General features: G+C 65.9%; 20 protein-coding genes. 9 read left to right on the top strand and 11 right to left on the bottom strand.

The genetic code is table 11. The annotated features are described in order from the left end of the window. Positions 1-30 precede the first annotated feature (30 nt). Entirely contained in the window at positions 31-1,434 is a 1,404-nt protein-coding gene (locus tag ASD76_RS15140) for a carotenoid oxygenase family protein (RefSeq protein ID WP_055924943.1), read from the bottom strand. Between the two features lie 77 nt (positions 1,435-1,511). On the opposite strand from ASD76_RS15140, the gene ASD76_RS15135 reads away from it, so the two are divergent. Further along, entirely contained in the window at positions 1,512-2,066 is a 555-nt protein-coding gene (locus ASD76_RS15135) for a nuclear transport factor 2 family protein (protein ID WP_156457756.1), read from the top strand. Positions 2,067-2,116: 50 nt separating this feature from the next. Here the strand turns inward: ASD76_RS15135 and ASD76_RS15130 are convergent, their stop codons facing one another. After that, entirely contained in the window at positions 2,117-2,449 is a 333-nt protein-coding gene (locus tag ASD76_RS15130; protein ID WP_055924937.1) for a sel1 repeat family protein, read from the bottom strand. Between the two features lie 297 nt (positions 2,450-2,746). On the opposite strand from ASD76_RS15130, the gene dksA reads away from it, so the two are divergent. The 5 genes from dksA (at position 2,747) to mutS (ending at position 8,393) form a co-directional block, all read left to right on the top strand. Next, positions 2,747-3,205, top strand: coding sequence for an RNA polymerase-binding protein DksA (gene dksA / locus ASD76_RS15125; protein ID WP_055924934.1), 459 nt, complete (start codon positions 2,747-2,749; stop codon positions 3,203-3,205). A gap of 162 nt (positions 3,206-3,367) precedes the next feature. Then, positions 3,368-3,751 (top strand): PilZ domain-containing protein, encoded by a 384-nt coding sequence (locus ASD76_RS15120; protein WP_055924931.1) that lies wholly within the window; start codon positions 3,368-3,370, stop codon positions 3,749-3,751. Between the two features lie 84 nt (positions 3,752-3,835). Then, positions 3,836-5,269, top strand: coding sequence for an ABC transporter substrate-binding protein (locus ASD76_RS15115; RefSeq protein WP_235506786.1), 1,434 nt, complete (start codon positions 3,836-3,838; stop codon positions 5,267-5,269). Between the two features lie 20 nt (positions 5,270-5,289). Further along, complete coding sequence (locus ASD76_RS15110) at positions 5,290-5,691, top strand: DUF4112 domain-containing protein (RefSeq protein WP_321164433.1); 402 nt, start codon at positions 5,290-5,292, stop codon at positions 5,689-5,691. Positions 5,692-5,786: 95 nt separating this feature from the next. Continuing rightward, positions 5,787-8,393 (top strand): DNA mismatch repair protein MutS, encoded by a 2,607-nt coding sequence (mutS, locus tag ASD76_RS15105; protein ID WP_055924923.1) that lies wholly within the window; start codon positions 5,787-5,789, stop codon positions 8,391-8,393. 21 nt (positions 8,394-8,414) lie between these two features. On the opposite strand, the gene ASD76_RS15100 is transcribed toward mutS, so the two are convergent. The 4 genes from ASD76_RS15100 to ASD76_RS15085 form a co-directional block, all read right to left on the bottom strand. Beyond that, a complete protein-coding gene (locus ASD76_RS15100; RefSeq protein WP_162249680.1) occupies positions 8,415-8,798 on the bottom strand; it encodes a hypothetical protein in 384 nt (127 codons plus the stop codon). 116 nt (positions 8,799-8,914) lie between these two features. Further along, the gene (locus tag ASD76_RS15095) at positions 8,915-10,387 is read right to left on the bottom strand and encodes an aldehyde dehydrogenase (protein ID WP_055924912.1); all 1,473 of its coding nucleotides are present in this window, start codon (positions 10,385-10,387) and stop codon (positions 8,915-8,917) included. Between the two features lie 35 nt (positions 10,388-10,422). After that, entirely contained in the window at positions 10,423-12,621 is a 2,199-nt protein-coding gene (locus tag ASD76_RS15090) for a PQQ-dependent dehydrogenase, methanol/ethanol family (RefSeq protein WP_055924909.1), read from the bottom strand. Between the two features lie 11 nt (positions 12,622-12,632). Further along, positions 12,633-13,547, bottom strand: coding sequence for an SDR family oxidoreductase (locus ASD76_RS15085; protein WP_055925903.1), 915 nt, complete (start codon positions 13,545-13,547; stop codon positions 12,633-12,635). Positions 13,548-13,615: 68 nt separating this feature from the next. Between ASD76_RS15085 and ASD76_RS15080 the strand changes: the two genes are divergently transcribed. The 3 genes from ASD76_RS15080 (at position 13,616) to ASD76_RS15070 (ending at position 15,250) form a co-directional block, all read left to right on the top strand. Further along, positions 13,616-14,113, top strand: a complete 498-nt coding sequence (locus ASD76_RS15080) for a nuclear transport factor 2 family protein (protein ID WP_055924905.1) — start codon at positions 13,616-13,618, stop codon at positions 14,111-14,113. Then, positions 14,110-14,571 carry a YdeI/OmpD-associated family protein gene (locus tag ASD76_RS15075; RefSeq protein ID WP_055924903.1) on the top strand — a complete coding sequence of 154 codons (462 nt, stop codon included), beginning with the start codon at positions 14,110-14,112 and terminating at the stop codon, positions 14,569-14,571. Before ASD76_RS15080 ends, ASD76_RS15075 begins: the two co-directional genes overlap by 4 nt. A 181-nt stretch (positions 14,572-14,752) precedes the next feature. Further along, on the top strand, positions 14,753-15,250 hold the full coding sequence (locus tag ASD76_RS15070; RefSeq protein ID WP_055924900.1) for a hypothetical protein: 498 nt from the start codon (positions 14,753-14,755) through the stop codon (positions 15,248-15,250). Positions 15,251-15,376: 126 nt separating this feature from the next. On the opposite strand, the gene ASD76_RS15065 is transcribed toward ASD76_RS15070, so the two are convergent. The 5 genes from ASD76_RS15065 to ASD76_RS15045 are packed head-to-tail and all read right to left on the bottom strand — an operon-like array spanning position 15,377 to position 18,901. Continuing rightward, positions 15,377-15,625: a hypothetical protein gene (locus tag ASD76_RS15065; protein WP_055924897.1), complete on the bottom strand. Its 249-nt coding sequence runs from the start codon at positions 15,623-15,625 to the stop codon at positions 15,377-15,379. 51 nt (positions 15,626-15,676) lie between these two features. Beyond that, positions 15,677-16,210, bottom strand: coding sequence for a hypothetical protein (locus ASD76_RS15060; RefSeq protein ID WP_055924891.1), 534 nt, complete (start codon positions 16,208-16,210; stop codon positions 15,677-15,679). Next, entirely contained in the window at positions 16,207-16,578 is a 372-nt protein-coding gene (locus ASD76_RS15055; protein ID WP_055924888.1) for a c-type cytochrome, read from the bottom strand. The genes ASD76_RS15060 and ASD76_RS15055 overlap by 4 nt, the downstream gene beginning before the upstream one ends. Next, a complete protein-coding gene (locus ASD76_RS15050; protein ID WP_055924885.1) occupies positions 16,575-18,125 on the bottom strand; it encodes an FAD-binding oxidoreductase in 1,551 nt (516 codons plus the stop codon). Before ASD76_RS15050 ends, ASD76_RS15055 begins: the two co-directional genes overlap by 4 nt. Before the next feature lie 11 nt (positions 18,126-18,136). Then, on the bottom strand, positions 18,137-18,901 hold the full coding sequence (locus ASD76_RS15045) for an SDR family NAD(P)-dependent oxidoreductase (RefSeq protein WP_055924882.1): 765 nt from the start codon (positions 18,899-18,901) through the stop codon (positions 18,137-18,139). Positions 18,902-18,971 lie beyond the last annotated feature (70 nt).

Raw genomic sequence — 18,971 nt, 5'->3', positions numbered from 1 at the left:
GCTCGGGGAGGATTTGATCGAGGCGCTCACCTACCCCGCCATCCAACTCCCATGAAACGCCATCGGCATGGCAAACGGCAGCTTGATCGTGGCGATCGGCGGGCGCGAGATGTCGTTGCCATCCAGGATCAGCAAGTCGGTGCGCTTCTCCACAAAACGGTCGACCGCGGCGAGGACGAAGCCGTCGCCTTCGGGCGAGTCCGGGCTGCGTGGCACGAACAGCGGTTCCTGCGCGGCGGCCTTGTCGAGGTCGTGGAACTTGAGCTCGCCGGTCTCCCAGTCGATCTGCGCCAGGCCCATGCGCGGGAAGTCGCGGAAGGCGAGGTAGCCCACACGGTACTTCTCCATCGCGAAGCGGTCGTCGATCCGCGGCATGTCGCCATAGGCGCCCTGGATCGGCTCAAGCGTCACCGCTTCGGCATCGGGCTTCGAGAGATCGAAGGTGATGCGGGTGAGCTGGGTCACCGTCTCGGGCATCGTCGGGACGTTGCCGTGCTTGTCCTTGAAGAAGCAGAAGCAGTTGCCGGGGCTGACCGGCGTATCGACGATGACTTTCGAGCCCTCGGTGTAGGCGTTCATCACGTGGCCCATGACGATGCCGGGAATGTGGAACCAGCGCATCTCCGAAGCCGAGCCATTGCGCGGCATAATCCCCCAGGCTGACGGCAGGTCGGGATCGTACTGGTAGTACTGCCCGCCCGCATGGAGCCGCTTGTTGTCGGCGGTCAGCGGCATGATCGGGAACACCAGGTGCTCGCGCGTCACGCCCCAGTCGTGGCTTAGGCCGGGATAGGGGGTGTGGAACCATTCCTCGCGGATCAGCGCGCCGCTCTTGTCGAACACGTGGAGCGAGGCGTCGGTGGTCGGCTCTCCGCGCGCAAACACGCCGTAGCTCCACCATTCGCCGGTCTTGGGGTCGATCTTAGGATGCGCGGTCAGCGCCGTGCTGCCGAGGTTGCCGAAGCGGCCGACCTCGATCGTGTCGAGCGTCTCCGGATCGAGCCGATAGGGCCGCGAATCCTCGCGCAGCATGAACAGCTCGCCATGGTGGTTGAAGGCGTAGGTATTGCCGGTGTTGTCGCGCTCGGGGAGGTTGGAGACCGCTTCGTCGTCGGTGAACTTGTTGCGGTAGTGCCCATAGAGCCGCCGCCGGGCCTCGCGCTCGCGCTTCAGCCGCTCGGTCTGGACGTAGCGGCTGCGGAAGGAGACGTGGCCGTTCTCGAAGCGGAACATCGAGGCCATGCCATCGCCATTGAGGATGATGTCGTCCTCCAGGCTCGGGTACTGTCGGTCACCCCCGGTGCGGAAATAGGCGCCCTCGAGCTCCGGCGGGATCTCGCCCTCGACTTCGCATTCGTAGACGTCGGCCTCGAAGCGCATCGGCATCTTCGATTGGTGACCGAAGCTCGCATAGGGATGAAAAATCTCGGGCATCTCTCTCGTCCTTTGTTATTCAGCAATAACAACAGCGCCTACCGACCTTTGGCAAGAGCGCATTGAAGGAGAGCAAGATGTCCGAGAATCCGTGGCCCAATGGCGTGCCCGAGATCATGCCCGCCGATGACCGCGCGGAGATCGAGGAGCTGTTCGCCCGCTACGCCTGGGGCATCGACCTCGCCGACGAAGAGCAGGCGATCAACACCTTTGCCGAGGACGCCGAGTTCGACCACCTGTGGCAAGGCACGGTGAAGGGCCATGCCGCAATCCGCGAGAACTTACGCAAGCTTTGGTACGACCGGCAACACTGGTGGTACGGGCGCCAACACCTGATGAACCACTTCATCATGGACCCAAGGCCCGAAGGCGCGCGCGTCCGTTGCTTCTTCCAGATCATCCAGTGGAACGCCGACTACAACACCAACTTCGTGTTCGGCATCGGCACTCGGGACGACCGGCTGGTGAAGCGCAACGGGCGGTGGAAGTTCTACCGCCTGCACGTCAACGCGTGGACGGCGGTCGACCAGATTCCTTGGAAGGGAGAGCGGACCTTGCCGCAGCGGCCGCCCTACAAGTCGCCGCCTGCCGATAACCGGCCGTTCGACGAACAGACCGGCGACGCCTGGTAATTATAACTTTTGTTAAATCCCTGCCGCGACCTGGCAGGGAAGGGCCGGCGTCAGGCGGCGCGGCGTTCCTCGGCGGAGAGCCATTCGCGAGCGCGACGTTGAGCTTCGGCGATTTCGCGCGCGGTCATTTCGTCGGAGATGTCCGCCCGGCTCCAGGCAGCTTCTTCATGCCCGGCGACTGCCGCGAGGTTAAACCACTTGTGCGCCTCGATCATGTCGGAGGCGACGCCTTCGGCTCCGGTGGAGAATGCGACCCCAAGGTCGAAGCAGGCATCCGTGTCACCCGCTGCAGCAGCAGCAAGGCAACGGGCAATATGAAGGTCGGCCCGTGTTTCGTCGGCCGGCCGTATCTTCGCGAAGTCTTCGATCCTGGTCAGTTCCATGATCGTACCCCCCCTGTGTGCCGGGCGATTACCCGGACTGCCACAGGATGTTCGGGCCTTTGTGGTCAAGAAATGGTTAACGCGGCGGGAAGTTTATTAACGTACTCCCCCAGGACCCGGATTCGCGGCTTTTAGCGCCCGCTTAACTAGACCGGGTTTAGACCCAGCATTGCGGCTTGTGTGGGATTCCTGCTGCCACTATAGGCCGCGCCAGTCCTGCTAAGCCCACATCCGTGGGTGGCCGCAAGGACATGGATCAGGCCGAATTTTCAGACGGCTTGCTTGCGGAGTTCGTGAATGGGGTCGATTCCGAATGACGACATCGACATTCTCGCCAAGGCCAAGCGTGCTCTGGACAGGGACTACGCGCCCTCCGATGACGAAGAATACATGTCGGGGCAGCAACTGAATTACTTCAGAGTGCTGTTGCTGGAATGGAAGAAGTCGATTCTCAGCGCTGCAGAAGGGACTCTGCAGTTGCTTCAGGACGGCCCGATTCGGGAGCCTGACCTCAACGACCGCGCCTCCAGCGAAACCGACTGGGGCATCGAACTGCGCACACGCGACAGGCAGCGCAAGCTCATCGCCAAGATCGATTCGGCCCTGCGCCGCATCGATGAAGGCGAATACGGCTGGTGCGAAGTCACCGGGGAACCGATCGGCATCAATCGCCTGATCGCCCGCCCGATCGCCACCATGACCGTCGAAGCGCAGCAGGCTCATGAGCGTCGCGAGAAAATCTCTCGCGACGATTGATCGCAAGACTGGCCCGGTTTGGGACAGGCCTGTGATTGTCGTCTCGCATTTACGCTTCATTAGCTACGAATTGCGATAGAACTCCGACTTATGAAGCGCGGGTAGGCCGGCCGTTCTGGAGGCAGCCCTGCGCGAATCGGAACTTCGGAAACGCCTCAAACGATGAGCAACATCGACACTCGCCAGGTCAACCGTGACAGCCTGTTCCTGCTCGCCCAACTGAGGGTCGACGGGCAGGATCTCGTGCATCGGGTCAAGGTCCGCAACCTCTCAGCCGGCGGCATGATGGCCGAAGGCGACGTGAAGGTGATGCGCGGGTCGCTGGTCTCGGTCGAATTGCGCAACGTCGGCTGGGTCGAAGGCTCGGTCGCGTGGAAGCAGGACAACCGCTTCGGCATCGCGTTCGTCGACGAAGTCGATCCCCTGGTAGTGCGCGCTCCGGCTCAGGCTAGCGACGCGGCAGACTACGATGCGCCGCGCTTCACGCGCACCCATGCCGCACCGTCGTTCAGCGAACCGAACCCGGCGCGCCTGCGCAAGATCTGATCGGCTTCCATCCCGGCGGGATAGGCTCTAGCGTACAGGCACATGGCTTGGCGCTGGCTCTCCCTTGCACTCCCCGCGGTTCTGATGCTGACGGGGTGCGGGCGGAGTAACGAAGGCGCGCTGCAGGTCGATTTCATCGATACGCCGGAGGGCCTGTTTGCCAACGGCATCCGGCTAACCCCCGGTGCCCAGCACTTGCGGGCCGCAACAGACGCCGGGCTTGTCGCTTTCAACGCGCAGGGGGACGTGGTCCCGGCCCTGGCCGACCGCTGGATCGTCACCGACGATGGCCGCAGCTTCATTTTCCGCCTGCGGGAAGGCAAATGGCCCGACGGCGCCGAGCTGACCGCGGAAAGCGCCCGCGCAGCCCTGCGCCGGTCAATCAACGCACTCGACGGGACGTCTCTCGGCCTCGACCTCGCGCCGGTCTCGCAAGTGAGAGCCATGGCCGGGCGCGTAGTCGAAATCCGCCTGTCCAGCCCGGTGCCAGCGCTGCTGCAGATCCTCGCCCAACCCGAGTTGGCGCTGAGCCACGGGCAAAGCGGCGATGGCTCCGGGGAAATGCGCCTCGTACGCAACGGGGACCTGGCTACCCTGACGATGAAACCGCCGGCCGAGCGGGGCATTCCCGAGGAGCGGGAGTGGCAGTCCTTCGTCCGCCAGATCGAGTTGCGGCCGGAAGATCCCAAAGCCGCGATCGACCGCTTCGACAGGGGTGACGTCGATGTCGTGCTCGGCGGACAGGTAGGCGCCCTCCCGCTCGTCGACACCGGCCCGCTCTCGCGCGGGACCGTTCGGCTGGAGCCGGCTATTGGCCTGTTCGGCATGCTGGTGCAGCGCGAACGTGGCCTGCTCGCGACCGATCAGGGACGCGAGGCCTTCGCGATGGCGATCGACAGGCCGGCGCTGATCGCCCCGTTCAATATCGGCGGCTGGGTTCCGACCACGCGCATCTCGGCGCCGGGGCTGCCGAACGATCCCGGGCTCGTCGCGGAACGATGGGGCGAGCGGACGATCGAGGAAAATCGAGCGATCGCCGCAGCCCGCGTCGCCGCGTGGCGCAAGGCCAACGGCGGCGAGGAAGCGCGGCTAACGATCTCGCTGGCGCGGGATCCGGGCCTCGACGCGCTTTTCTACCAGCTGACGCAACAGCTCGGCTCGGTCGGGATCATCCTCGACCGTGCGCCACCGGGACGCCAGGCCGACCTCAACCTGATCGACCGCGTTGCCCGCTATGCCGAGCAGCGCTGGTTCCTCAACCAGTTCAACTGCACCTTGCGCCACGGCCTCTGCGAAGCCGAAGCCGACGCCCTGGTGCGTGATGCGGTCAAGCAGCCCGACCGGATCGAGCGCGACAAGCTCCTGGCCGAGGCAGAAGTCCGCCTGATGCAGGCCAACATCTATATCCCCTTCGGTTCGCCGCTCCGATTCTCACTGGTGCGCAGCAATGTCGAAGGGTTCGTGGCGAACCAATGGGCGTTCCATCCCTTGCCGACGCTGGCACAGATACCCAGATAAGCTTCGGAGGAGATTTCCCCTTGGAGCAAATTCAACGTCCAGGCCGGATGGACCTGCCGCTCGGCATGGATACCGCGTCGATCTACCGGCGGATCGAACTGGTCGAGCACGTGCTCGAACGCAGCCTGGTGATTCCCGGCCTCAAGTTCCGCGTCGGCCTCGATGCCCTGGCCGGGCTCGTGCCGATATTCGGCGACCTCTTGGGGGCCGCGCTCGGCAGCTATATCATCTGGGAGGCGCGCAACCTCGGCCTGCCCAAGTGGAAGCTGTGGCGCATGGCCGGCAACGTCGCGGTCGACACTGCGATCGGGGCGATTCCCTTCGCCGGTGACGTATTCGACGTGTTCTTCCGTTCGAACACCCGCAACCTCAAGATCGTGAAGAAGCACCTCGAAAAGCAGGGATTGCTGATCGATCAGTAGGCTTTCCGCAGCTTATCCTGCCGGGGTCATGACCTTCCCGGCACAAGCCGCTAATCGGCGGAAGTTCCATGTCCCAGGCTTCCGCACCTACCCCGATGATGGCCCAGTACCTCACGCTCAAGCGCGAGGCTGGCGACTGCCTGCTGTTCTATCGCATGGGCGATTTCTTCGAACTGTTCTTCGACGATGCGAAGACGGCGAGCGCCGTGCTCGACATCGCGCTGACCAGCCGGGGCGAGCACGACGGCGCGCCGATCCCGATGTGCGGCGTGCCGGTGCACGCGGCCGAAGGTTACCTCGCGCGTTTGATCAAAGCCGGCTGCCGGGTGGCGATCGCCGAGCAAATCGAATCGCCTGAGGAAGCCAAGAAGCGCGGCGGGTCGAAGGCGCTGGTCGCGCGCGACATCGTCCGCTTCGTCACAGCCGGGACCCTGACTGAAGAGGCGCTGCTCGAACCGCGAAGGGCCAACGTGCTTGCGGCGGTGTGCGAGATGCGCGGCATGGCGGGCATCGCCGCGTGCGACATCTCCACCGGGCGGATGGAACTCGAAGAATGCGCGCTGGCTGACCTGGGCGCCGCGCTGGCGCGCCTGTCTGCGAGCGAAGTAGTGATCCCCGAGGACCTGCCCTCCCGCTTGCGAGAGGGGTCAGGGGTGGGCCTGTTACCGGCAGGCGCGATTCCCCGCTCCGCCCACGAATTCTCCAGCGATGGCGGCGAAGCCAGGCTCAAGGGCATCCACGGCGTCGCCACGCTCGACGGCTTCGGCATGTTCACCCGGCCGATGCTTGCGGCTGCATGCGGGTTGATCGCCTATCTCGACCACGTCGGACGCGGCAACCTGCCGCTGCTCTTGCCGCCCGAAGGCCGCTCCACCGGCGAAGTCCTGGCCATGGACGAAGCCACCCGCGGCAGCCTGGAGATCGTCGAGTCCCAAGGCGGCGGAAGAGCGGGTAGCCTGCTGGCCGCGGTCGATCGCTGCGTCACCGGCGCGGGAGCCCGACAGCTGGCGGAAGACCTCGCCGCGCCGCTCGCGCAGAAGGCGGCCATCGATGAGCGGCTCAACCTTGTCCAATGGCTCTATGCCGATCCCTTGCTGCGCGCCGACTTGCGCGATGTGCTGCGCGCCCTGCCCGACCTCGGCCGCGCGCTCGGGCGCATCGTGGCCGGGCGTGGCTCGCCACGCGATCTGGGACAAATCCGCGACGGCTTGAGTGAGGCACGCCGGGTCCACGATCACCTGCAGGGCAAGCCCGACAAGCCGGCGCTGCTCGAAGCCTTGGTGCCGCGGCTCGGCGGGCATGGCGCGCTGACCGATCACTTGTCGCGCGCGCTCGTGCAAACGCCGCCGACCGAGCGATCGTCTGGCGGGTTCATTGCCGAGGGTTACGATGCCGCGCTCGACGAGTTGCGGCGGGTCTCTGGAAACGCCCGCCGGGCCATCGCGGCGCTGGAGTCGCGATATCGCGACGAGACCGGGATCGCCGCGCTCAAGATCCGGCACAACGGCGTGCTCGGCTACTTCATCGAGGTTCCGGCCAAGCACGCCGACCGGCTGATGGCGCCCGACAGCGGCTTCACTCACCGTCAGACGATGGCGGGCGCGGTACGGTTCAACTCGCTGCACCTGCACGAGGAAGCGAGCCGCATCGCCGAAGCTGGCGGCCACGCGCTGGTGGCGGAAGAGGCGCACTTCGAAGAGCTGGTCAGCGAAGTCGTGGCCGACCGCGAGCGGATTGCAGCCACCGCCGCGGCGCTGGCCCGGCTCGATGTCTCCGCCGGGCAGGCAGAGCGTGCGGCCGAGGGGGGCTGGTCACGGCCCGAGATCGTCGAGGACGCCTGCCTTGAGATCGAAGGCGGGCGTCATCCGGTGGTCGAAGCGGCGCTGGCCCAAGCGGGCGAGCGGTTCGTTGCCAACGACTGCCGCCTGGGGCCGAGCGATCGCCTGTGGCTTGTCGGCGGCCCGAACATGGGCGGCAAGTCGACCTTCCTGCGCCAGAACGCCCTCGTGGTGCTGCTCGCCCAGGCGGGCGGCTTCGTCCCGGCAGCGCGCGCCAGGGTTGGCCTGGTCGACCGCCTGTTCAGCCGCGTGGGTGCCGCGGATAACCTCGCACGCGGGCGCTCTACTTTCATGGTCGAGATGGTCGAGACCGCCGCGATCCTCGCCCAGGCGACCGAGCGCAGCTTCGTGATCCTCGACGAAGTGGGGCGCGGTACGTCGACTTACGACGGCCTCGCGCTTGCCTGGGCTGTCGCCGAGGCGATCCACGAGAACAACCGTTGCCGCTGCCTGTTCGCCACTCACTATCACGAGCTGGCCCGCCTGGCCGAGACTTGCCCGGCCCTTTCGCTGCACCACGTCCGGGCGAAGGAATGGAAGGGCGACCTGGTGCTGCTGCACGAAGTGGCCGAGGGGGCAGCGGATCGCAGCTACGGCCTCGCGGTGGCGAAGCTGGCGGGTGTGCCCAAGCCGGTGGTGGCACGGGCTCGCGCGGTGCTCGACAAGCTGGAGAAGGGCCGCGCGGAGACGGGCGGGCTTGCGGCGGGACTGGGCGAGCTACCGCTGTTTGCGGCGGCGGCGCATCTGGAGGAAGAGAGCCGGGATACGCTGCGCGATCGGCTGCACGGGCTGGATATTGACGCGCTGACTCCGCGCGAGGCGCTGGACTTGCTTTACGATCTCAAGCGCGAGGCCGGGGAGTAGCGGCAACGCCTGATGCGAGGATCAGGTGAGACGGCCGCGTTGCTTCAGTCCATAGACATAGGCGATCTGCGCTAGGAGCAGGATCGCCAGCACCCCCGTCATCCCGCGCGACTCCGGCACGCTGAGCAACAGAGACGTCCCGATCGCCAGCTCATAGAGATTGGCAAGCGTCAGGATCGCGAATTGCGCCACGAATAGCGGCAAAGCCCAGCGCGATTGGAGCAGCAGCGCCACCGCCCCGGCCAGGCCGGCGAAAGGCCCCAGGTCCGCCAGCAACACGAACCACAGCGGCTGCGCATCGAAATAAGCGGACGTGACCGTGTCGATCACCGGCACCCAGGCCGACTGGGACGCCACCGCGATCGCCACGCCCCAGCCGTTCCACAACACCAGTACGAGTCCCACTACCCAGAGATGGACCGGGGCCCGCTCTGGGTAGGGAAAACTGGGTTGCGCTTCGGTCATTGCCGGGGGGTCTCTCCAAAACCTACCCCGCAATGGCTCACAATTGGCTCAGAATGTCAAAGCCTTGCCGGTGCTCCATCGAGCAGGATGGTCTTGGTTTCGACGTAAGGCCACAGGCCTTCCTCACCACCTTCACGGCCGATGCCCGACTGCTTGAACCCGCCGAAAGGCATGCCGAACTCCATGCGCATGCCGTTCTGGCCCATCACGCCGGTGCGGATCTTGCGGCTCACGTCGTAGGCCGCCTGGGCGTCGGTAGTGAAGACCGAGCCGTTGAGGCCGTAGTTGCTCTCGTTGGCGATGCGGATCGCGTCTTCCTCGTCCTCGGCCGGGATCAGGCACAGCACGGGGCCGAAGATCTCTTCCTGGGCAATGCGGCTCTTGTTGTCGACGTTGGCGAACAGGGTCGGCTCCATGAAGTAGCCCTTGTTCATGTGCGCCGGACGCTGGCCGCCGGTGACAAGGTCGGCGCCGCTCTTCTTGCCTTCCTCGATGTACATCTCGACGCGTTCGAGTTGGCGCTTCATCGCCAGCGGGCCGAGCTGGGTGGAGGGATCGTCGCTGTTGCCGATCTTGATGCCCTTCATCACGCCCGCGATGGCCTCGGCCAGTTCGTCATGCCGATGCTTGGACACGATGGCGCGGCTGAGCATGGCGCAGACCTGGCCGCTCATCACGGTGATGGTGTTGCCCAGGATGCCAGCGGCTGCCTCGATCGGGAAGTCGTCGCGCACGATGGCGGCCGACTTGCCGCCAAGTTCGAGCGAGCAGCGCGCGATGCGGCGGCCGCAGACTTCGGCGATACGCTTGCCCGCGCCGGTCGAGCCGGTGAAGCTGACCTTGTCGACGCCGACATTGTGCACGAGGTAGTCCGAAGCCTCACGCTCGCCGGTGACGAGGTTGACCGTGCCCGGCGGCAGGCCCGCAGCCTCGGCGGCCTCGGCGATGATGTAGGCTTCGAGCGGGGTTTCGGGCGAAGGCTTCATCACGATCGTGCAGCCGGCGACCAGCGAGTAGAACACCTTGTTGGCCATGATCCCGAACGGGGCGTTCCACGGCGCGATGCCGACGACCACGCCAACCGGTTCGCGCGCGAGGATGGCGGTGTCGACCACCATGCCCTTCTTCTGCTCGACCCACTGGAAGTTCTGCCCCAGCGCCGCGATCCCGCGCAGGCCGGCGACGCCCCCGCCGTGCATGACGGGCGCGAAGCTGGCGAGGCCGCCGACCTGGGCGGTCCAGGCGGCGCTAAGCTCGGGCACGCGGGCTTCGAGGTGGTCGATCATCTTCATCAGCGCTGCGCCGCGTTCGGCGGGCGGCGTGGTCGGCCAGGGGCCGTTGTCGAACGCCTCACGCGCGGCGGCGACGGCGCGGTCCATGTCGTCAGGGCCGGCCTCGCCGACGCGAGCGATCACTTCTTCGGTGTTCGGATTGACGACCTCGATCGACGACCCGCTCATCGGGGCGACCCACTGGCCGCCGATGAACAGCTTCTCGGGATATTTGATGTTCACGCCTTGGGGGGTCATTGCGTCTCTCCGCTAAATCGAGGCCGGACTATCGGCTAGAAATTGGACAAAATCGTGAGGCTGCGGCTGTCGAGCGGCTTGCCTTGCGACTTCAACTGCAACTCGCGAGCGCGCAACTTGGTCTGCTCGTCGATCAGGAAAGCGTGGATCGCCTTCACTTGATCGGGCTTCAGCAGATCCTCGAAGTGCGGCATGCCGTTCGGCGTAAACAGGCCTTCGAGGACGATCTGGTTGAACGCCTCGTGCCGGGCCTTGTCGAGCCGCCGCAGGTCCGGCAGCGGCGCGCGCGGCTGGTTCGAGTGGCAGATCGAGCAGTTCTCGGTGAACAGGCCGGAACCCATCGCGATCATCGCCGGCGTCACGCCGGGCAGCTGAGCCGGTGCCGCGGGAGCAGGCTCGATCGGCGGGAGGTCGGCCGGAACGCGCGTCTCCCCGCCACCGATCTTGAACACCAGCAGGCGGTTGGCGTTACCCTTGGCATAGGCCGCGGCGTACGGCGGGACGAAGCCCCAGCCACCCCCGCCCCAACCGGCCTGCACCGCGACGTACTGCACGCCGTTGACCCGATAAGTCATCGGCGCGGCGAGCATCGAGCTGCCGGTGTCGATCGACTTGAGCACCTTGCCGGTCTCCGCATCGCGCACGATCAGCTTGCCGGCGAGCGTGCCGTGGATGACGAGGCCGCTCTCGGTCGCAAGCACGCCGCCGCGGTCCTGCCAGCCGTCGAAATCGGCCGCCCACTTGGTCTTGCCAGTGAGCGGATCGATCGCGCGGATCTGCGAGGAATAGGGCAGGTCGAGCACCTGCTTCCACTGCGGCAGCGCCTTGATCTGTGCCTGCATCGGCGGCGGCAGAGTTGCGGCAGCAGCCTCAAGATCGGCAGTGAAGATCAGCGCCGCCGACGGATTGAGGAAGCGCTCGCGGCGTGCGGGGTTTTCCTGGCCCGGCGGAATGAACATCAGGTTGCCCATGTCGACCACCGCCGCGAAGTAGAGATTGCGCGTGGGGTCGTAGGCCGCCGGGTGCCAATTGCGCGCGCCGGAGGAGGCCGGGAACACGATCTTCGGGCCGGTCGAATAGTCCGAATATTGGGGCGTCAGGTTCGGCTTGCCGGTCTTCAGGTCCCAGCCTGAAGCCCAGCTCGTCCGCACCAGGGCGTTCGCTGCCAGGGGCTTGCCGCTCTCGCGGTCGACTACGAAGAAGAAGCCGTTCTTGGGCGTATGCAGGATGACCGGGCGCTTCTTGCCGCCGACTTCCATCTCGCTGAACACCATCGGCTGGGTCGCCGTGAGGTCCCACGAATCCGTCGGGGTTTCCTGGAAGTGCCACTTCATCTCGCCGGTCTCGCGATCGAGCGCGACGAGGGAGTTCAGGTAGAGGTTGTCGCCACCCTTCGGAGAGCGGGTGTGCAGCGGATAGGGTCCGCCGTTGCCGACGCCGATGATTACCTGGTCGAACTGCGGATCGTACTGGATCGCGTCCCACACGGTGCCGCCGCCGCCGATGTCCCAGCGGCTCTTCGGGTCCCAGGTCTTGAGCGCGGCTTCGAGCGCCTCGCTCTCCTGCGGGCCGTCCTTGGGATCGCGCGGGATGGTCCAGAAACGCCAGGCCTCGCTGCCGTCCTTGGCGTTGTAGGCGGTGACGTAGCCGCGCGTGTCGTTCTCCGCGCCGGCGTTGCCGATGATTACCAGGTCGCCGGCGATCTCCGGAGCGCCGGTAACGGTGTAGCCGCGCTTGCGGTCGGCGATGGTGTCGGTCTTCCACGCGACTTCGCCGGTCTTGGCGTCGAGCGCGTAGAGGTAGCCGTCCAGTGAGCCGACAAAGACCTTCCCGTCATGCACCTGCACGCCGCGGTTGGCCTGGTCGCAGCAGGTCCAGCGGTTGACCTGCATGTCGACTTCGGGCTCGAACTTCCACAGCTGCTCGCCGGTCGCGGCGTTGAGCGCGTAGACCCGGCCGAGGTTGCCGGAGGTGTACATCACCCCGTCGATCACCACCGGGGTCGCTTCCTGCACTCGCGCGGTGCCGAGGTCGTATTCCCAGGCGAGGCCGAGCTTATCGACGTTGGCCGGAGTGATGTCGGTCAGGCGCGAGAAGTGGCTGCCGGCCCAGTCGCCGCCCGGGTTGTCCCAGTTGTCGCCGGCCCCAATGACCGACGTGTCGACCTTGGGCGGCTCACGGCTTTGCGAACAGGCGGCGAGTCCGAGCAGCGCCGCGACGATCAGTTTTTTCATTGCGGCCCTAGTCACTTTGGCCACGCACCCTGGTACTGCTCGAGCACCGAGCGCAGCGTCCGAGGCGGGCGGCCGGTGATGCGTTCGACGTCGTTGGATTCGACAGCCATGAACCCTTCGCGGATCGACTGGCCGAAGGTGACCATGCCCTCGCTCGCCCAGGGGATCGGGCCATCAGGCACGATATCCGACGCCTTGCGCGCCACGCCGAGCGAATCGAAATAGGCGTACATGCCTTCGTCATCGACTGGCTCAATCACGATCGGCTTGCCGGCCATCTGCGAAACCAGCGCCATCGCGTCGGGCAGGGTCCACAGCTCCGGCCCGGTCACGTCGTAGGCCTTGTTGGCGTGCCCGTCCTGCGTCAGCACGCCGACCGCGGTCGCCACACAGTCGTCGCGGCTGACGATAGGCACTAGGCCTTCGCCGGAGTTCTCGGGCTTGCTCCCCGCATCAAGCGCCGGGATGGCCATCGCGGTGGCCACGGCCTCGGAATAGAGGCTGTCGCGCAAGTGCGTCCAGGCGAGGCCCGACTTCTCGATCATCCGTTCGGTGGCGAGGTGGTCGAACTGTTCGACCGACGGATTGTCCGGCGCCCCGCAGCCCAGGATCGAGGTATAGACGACATGCTTCACGCCCCGCGCCACCGCCGCCTCGACCGCGTTGGTGTGCTGCTCGACGCGAGAGCCAACGCGCACCGTGGAGATCAGCAGCATCCGCTCCCCGCCTTCCATCGCCGCCAGCAGCGAGGCGGGATCGTCGAAATCCGCGCGTCGCACCGAGGCGCCGCGCTCGGCGAGGTCGCTCAGCCCTTCCGGGGTGCGTGACAGGAACACCAGGTCCTCCGCCGGGACCTTCTCAAGAAGCAGCTTCGCAGCCGCATTACCGAACTGGCCGGACGCGCCGGTGACGATGATCTTACCCAAGGTACTCTCCCGCTTTCCCGCAATCATAACGAGTGTTACGGTTGAGGCAACATGAGGAGAGGCATTGCGTGACAAGACTGACGATTGAAGACCGGCTGGGCCTGCAGGACCTGATCGCCAACTACTCCTGGGCGCTCGATACGGGCGATGCCGAAGGCCTGGTCGATTGCTTCACCGAAGACTGCGTGATGAGCGAGGAAGTGTTCGACGAGCCCGACATCTGGGAAGGCCATGAAGGCATCCGCGGGCTGATGCGGCACTACGCCAACGCCCCCGGCTTCCCCGGCCGCCAGCACCACGTGACGCAGACCCAGTACAAGCCCCAGCCCGACTGCACCGTGCTGATGAAGAGCTTCGCCTTCGTCACCGAGTGCGAGGGCGAGCCGCCTTACGTGCTCCGCTTCACCGGCTGGTACGACGATCACGCGGCCAAGGGCGCCGACGGCGAATGGCGCTTCCGCCGCCGCACGGTGCGGCTGTGGGATGGCGAGGTGCTCAAGAATTTCCCCGGTCGCGGACAATGGGTTGCAAGGAAACGGCCGGATTCGCTAATTATCCGCAAGTGAGCCACGGCCCGATCCGCTTCCGCACCAAACTGCTGTGCAACGATCCGCGGCTCGGCCTCTGGTTTCAGATCCCCGCGCAGTTCGTCCGCGACTGGGGCCTGACCATGACCACGACGGTCGAGGGGACCATCAAGGGCCACCCCCTCGGCCGCCGCGCGATCAAGGACAGTGGGCCCAAGACCGACGATTGGTACATGGGCCTGACCAAGCCGATCACCGACGCCATCGGCGCCCAGGAGGGTGACGAGGTTGAGATCGAACTGCGGCTTTCGGACATGACCATGCCGGAGGAGTTGGCCGCTCGGATCAAGAGCGACGCGGCCTATGCCCGTGCGTGGGAAGCGCTCAAACCGAACCACAAGCGCGCGGCTATCGAGCATTACCTTGAGGCGAAGACGCCGGCGGGGCGCACCGCGCGGCTGGAGAAGATTTCGAGGTCGATCAAGGCCCGGTTGTGAGAGCCATTCGCCCTCGCAGAGCCTTGCTCAAAACCTCCCCGAGCTTGCTCGGGGAGGGGGACCGTCCGCAAGGCGGATGGTGGAGGGGTGAAGCGTATAGCCGCCCACCCCTCCGTCACGTGCCTACGGCACGCGCCACCTCCCCGAGACAAGCTCGGGGAGGAGCTGGAAGGGGAGCTAGATGAAGAAGGCCACGCTCTGTCTCATGCTCGCCGTCGCGGCCGCTCCCGCGAGCGGCCAATCGGCAAAAATCCCGCCGACGCATATCATGGGCGAAGGCGACAACCCCAACCTCGCCAGCTGCCGGGTCTCCTACGCCCCGATCATCGACGCCATCGCCGCGGAGATGAAAGTGATCGCCGTCCCACCCGCCTCTCGCCAGCAGAGCATCGATGGCAAGGCGCTGGTGATGTACGTCAACGCCAACGTCGCCCCGCTGCGGTTCGAGGGCAAGAACACCACCACCTGCACCGGCTACATCGCGCTGCAACTCTACGTGCCGCGTGTCATGGCCGATCCGGTCTCGCGCAAGCAGCGCCGCACTTCGCTGACCTACTGCAACGAGGGCTTCAGCCTGACCGCCGTTCGCGGAGAGATGCAGGCGGAGATCAACGAGAAGGTCCGCAACCTCGCGGCGCAGTGCATCAACACTTACGTGCAGAGCGAGGTTGGGGGTTAGTCGAGCGCTCCACTTGAACTCTCTTTCCCCTAACTTCGTCATTCCCGCGAACGCGGGAACCCAGTCGCAGTTAGAGCCGACTAGGCCCCCGCGTTCGCGAGGGCGACGAGGAATGAGGATGAGTGACTAGACCTTCGGTTCCTCTTTGACGCCAACCCGAAGGTTTGATGCGCCGCATTTCGGGCAACGCAGGATCAGGTTGGCCAACGCGTAATCGTGTGGGCGATAGAAGAAGAGACTCCTTAGCGCCTCGCCATACATCCGGCTGCCGCACTTGACGCAGCGATAGGCAAAGCTCGCGAAGTAGAGGACGAGGACAGCAGCCAGAGCTGCCACACCGAGCGCCGGAGATACGTGCTCACGGAACTGCACCACCCCAAATATGAGAGCTGCACACGCGTGGGGGGCAAAGCGAAGCGCCGACACTCAGCCCCGCTGGACCAAGAGCCAGCCGACCACTAACCCCGGATCAGCTCGCGCCGGAAGCGCGCTGGCGATGGAAGCGCCCGCAAGCTCTCCCGGCCTCACCGCATAATCCGCCAGCGCCTCGATCCAGTTGCCCTCCGCAGCCTGCGCCAATCGTCCGAGCGCGGCCCAGCCGGGTTGGCACTCGTCGGTGCAAGCCCGCCCCCGGCCATGCAGTGCAGCCACCGGAACGTAGCCCGCCTCGCGCGCCACTTCCTCGATCATCAGCGCATCGGCATGACGGCTGACACCCGCGATCAAGGCTGGCTTTCGCTCCAGCACCTTGCGGGCGAGCCGGATGCGGTCGCCCTCGATGGCGACCACCTCACCCCCACGCGTTGCTCCAGCCTCGGCAAACCGACGGCCAGCCTCCAGCGCCGGATCATGCAGCAGCACCGAAGCCTCGCCATGCCGCCAGCGCCAATGCGCCAGCCCGGCCACGGTCGGCACGGCCAGAGCCCCGGCCAGCACGCCTCGACGGCTGGCGCGGATCACTTGGCGACCTCGTGCGGGCCGGCGGCGAGGTATTCGGCGATGGCCTTCAATTCCTCGTCGCTGACCTCGCCGCGCGGGATCGAGGGCATGTTGCCGATGCCCTGGCGCGCGGCCACGATCACGTATTGCGGCGAGAGGTTGTCGCGCAGCTCCAGCAGCGCCGGTTGGATGCGCCGCCCGAGCAGGCCGGTGCCCATGCCGTTGGGTCCATGGCACGAGATGCAGTGCTCGACATAGAGCGCCTCTCCGCCGGTGGCGTTAGGCCGCGCGGCCAGCGTGATCGGCCGCGGTGCGGGCGGTGGGCCTTGCGCGATAGCGGCGGCTCCGGCGACGAGGGCCAGGGCCGCTATGAGGATGCGCCGCTTCATGCCCGTGCTCCTTTCGGCCAGATTCCGCTCTTGCCCGGCGCCAGGATGCCGTTCGGATCGAGCGCGTCCTTGACCTTCTGGTTGAGCTTGCCGAGCGCCCCGCCGTTCCAGTCATAGCTCGCGGCCACCACGTCCATGTAGTCGAGGTGCGTGCGGTATTCGCCGTACCCCTGCTCCTTGGCGTCGGCGACGAGTTGGCGAAAGAACGGATCGACCTTCTTCATCATCGCCGGATCGTCCTTGTTGAACAGCATGGCGTTGACGTTGGTCAGGTGCCGTTCCCCGAAGGCGAAGCTGCCCTGGTAGTCCATCCCGTATTCCTTGTAGCGGGCATAGGTCCGCTGGAACTGCTCGAGTGCCTTGGTGCCGTTCTGCGGGATGATCGGCGAGAAGCCGATGTGCCCGCCGCGCCCGCCGTACCAGTTGACGTTCTGCATCGGGAAGGTGATCGGCGTGCCGGTCCAACCCGAGTATTCGAGCGGTTGGCCTTTGACCCAGGTGGTCGGCTTGATCACAAGCGGCTTGATGTCGGTCATCGCCTTCTCGAGGATCTTGTAGGCAGCCTTGTTGACGTCCTCGCGCCCATAGAGCCGCAGCGATACGCCCCACCAGCCGAGGCCGAAGCGCTTGCGGATGGCGTCGATCACGCTGTCCGACAGCGCGCCGGGCTGGTCGGTCCACTCGTCACGCGTGGTGGCGACGGCGGCGGCGCGCAGCCAGTTGCCGATGGACGGGCTCTGCTGCAGCACGCGCTCGCGCCTCAAAGGCCCAATGGTGTCAACCATGGCCTTCAGATCCTCGGGCCGGTCGAACTCGACATCCATGCCCATCAGGCTCTCGGGCTCGGGCATCAGCCACATGCCCATCTTGGTGACCACGCCGAAGTTCGACTGCACGAACATCTGGTCCCACCCCGGGCCGAACCCGAACGGATAGGCCTGCCACGTCGGGGCGTTGGAGAACGCGCCCATGCCGGTGCGCACCACCTCGCCTGTCGGCAGCACGACTTCCATGCCGCAGATGTTCTTGGTGTGCTCGCCATAGGGCGTGTAGCCGACGCCGCGGTCGAGCGCGTTGCCGACTACCGAGCCCCACGAGTTGCCCGGCGTCGAGAGCCAGAACGGCAACTGGTGCTGGCGGATGTAGTCATAGAGATCGTAGAATCCGACGCCGGGTTCGAGCACCACGGTGCCGAACTCCTCGTTGAATTCGATCTTCTTCATCCCCGACAGGTCCATGACCACGCTGCCCGAGACGAGCGGGGCCGAACCTCCATAACCGAGGTTCTTGCCCCGGCTGATCGGCCAGATCGGCAAGCGGAACTGGTTGGCGACCTTGAGCGCCACCTGGACCTCTTCCACCGTGGTGGGGGCGATCGCGCCCGCCGGATGGTGCACAGCGTCGTTGACCGCGAACTTGTCACGATAGGTCGTGCGGTCGAGGTCCTCGAAGAACACCTTCCCCGCCCCGAGCGCGCTTTCGAACGCGCGCTGGGCCTGGGTCAGCTTCTGCAGGGTGAAATCGGGCGGGAGGGGCGGATCGGCCATTCTCTATTCCTTCAGCCGGCAGACCACTGGGTCCGCGCGGGCGGGCGAGTGCCGGCGTCGAGCCGGATCACGTCGCCGTTGAGCAAGGGGGTGCGGATGATGAACTCGGCGACTTCGCCAAACTCGTCGGCCCGGCCGGCGCGCTTGGGGAACTCGGAGTCCTTGAGCAGTTCGGCCAGGAAGCTGTCGGGCAGGAAGCTGACCATCGGCGTCGCCATCAGGCCGGGCGCAATGCCCATGACGCGGATGTTGTACTTCGACAGGTCGCGCGCCCAGACCAGCGTCAGCGCGGCGAGCGCCGATTTCGCGGCGGTATAGGCACCCATTCCTTCCTGCCCGCCGAAGCTTGCGATAGAACAGGTGTTGATGATGACGCCGCGCTCCCCATCGGGGCCGCTGGGCTCGTTAGCGGTCATTCGGTGGCCCACTTCGGCCACTACGTTGGCGGCGCCGAGCAGGTTGACCTCGATCACCTGGCGGAACGCGGCCATGTCGCCCGGCCCATCGGCGGTGGCCACAGGACCCGTGCCGCCGATTCCGGCGTTGTTGAGCAGGATGTCGATGCGCCCGAACTTGTCGATCACCTCAGCAACGGCCCGCGCCACGCTCGCCGGGTCGCTGACGTCGCAGGCCACCGTGGTCGCACCCGCCGGCGCCGTGCCGTCACGGTCGAGCGTGACGACCGTCGCGCCGGCCTTCGCCAGCCGCAGGGCGGCGCCTTCGCCCAATCCCGAATTGCCGCCCGTGATGACGGCGACCTTGCCAGCCGGATCCATTGCCTCTCCCCGCGCTTGCTGCGCGACTTTAACGACCGTTACTTTTCAGCTAGCACCCCCACAAGTCAAG

This window comes from Altererythrobacter sp. Root672 (assembly GCF_001427865.1).
In the GTDB taxonomy this organism is placed as follows: Bacteria; Pseudomonadota; Alphaproteobacteria; order Sphingomonadales; family Sphingomonadaceae; genus Croceibacterium_A.
This window is presented reverse-complemented; position numbering and strand designations above follow the sequence as displayed.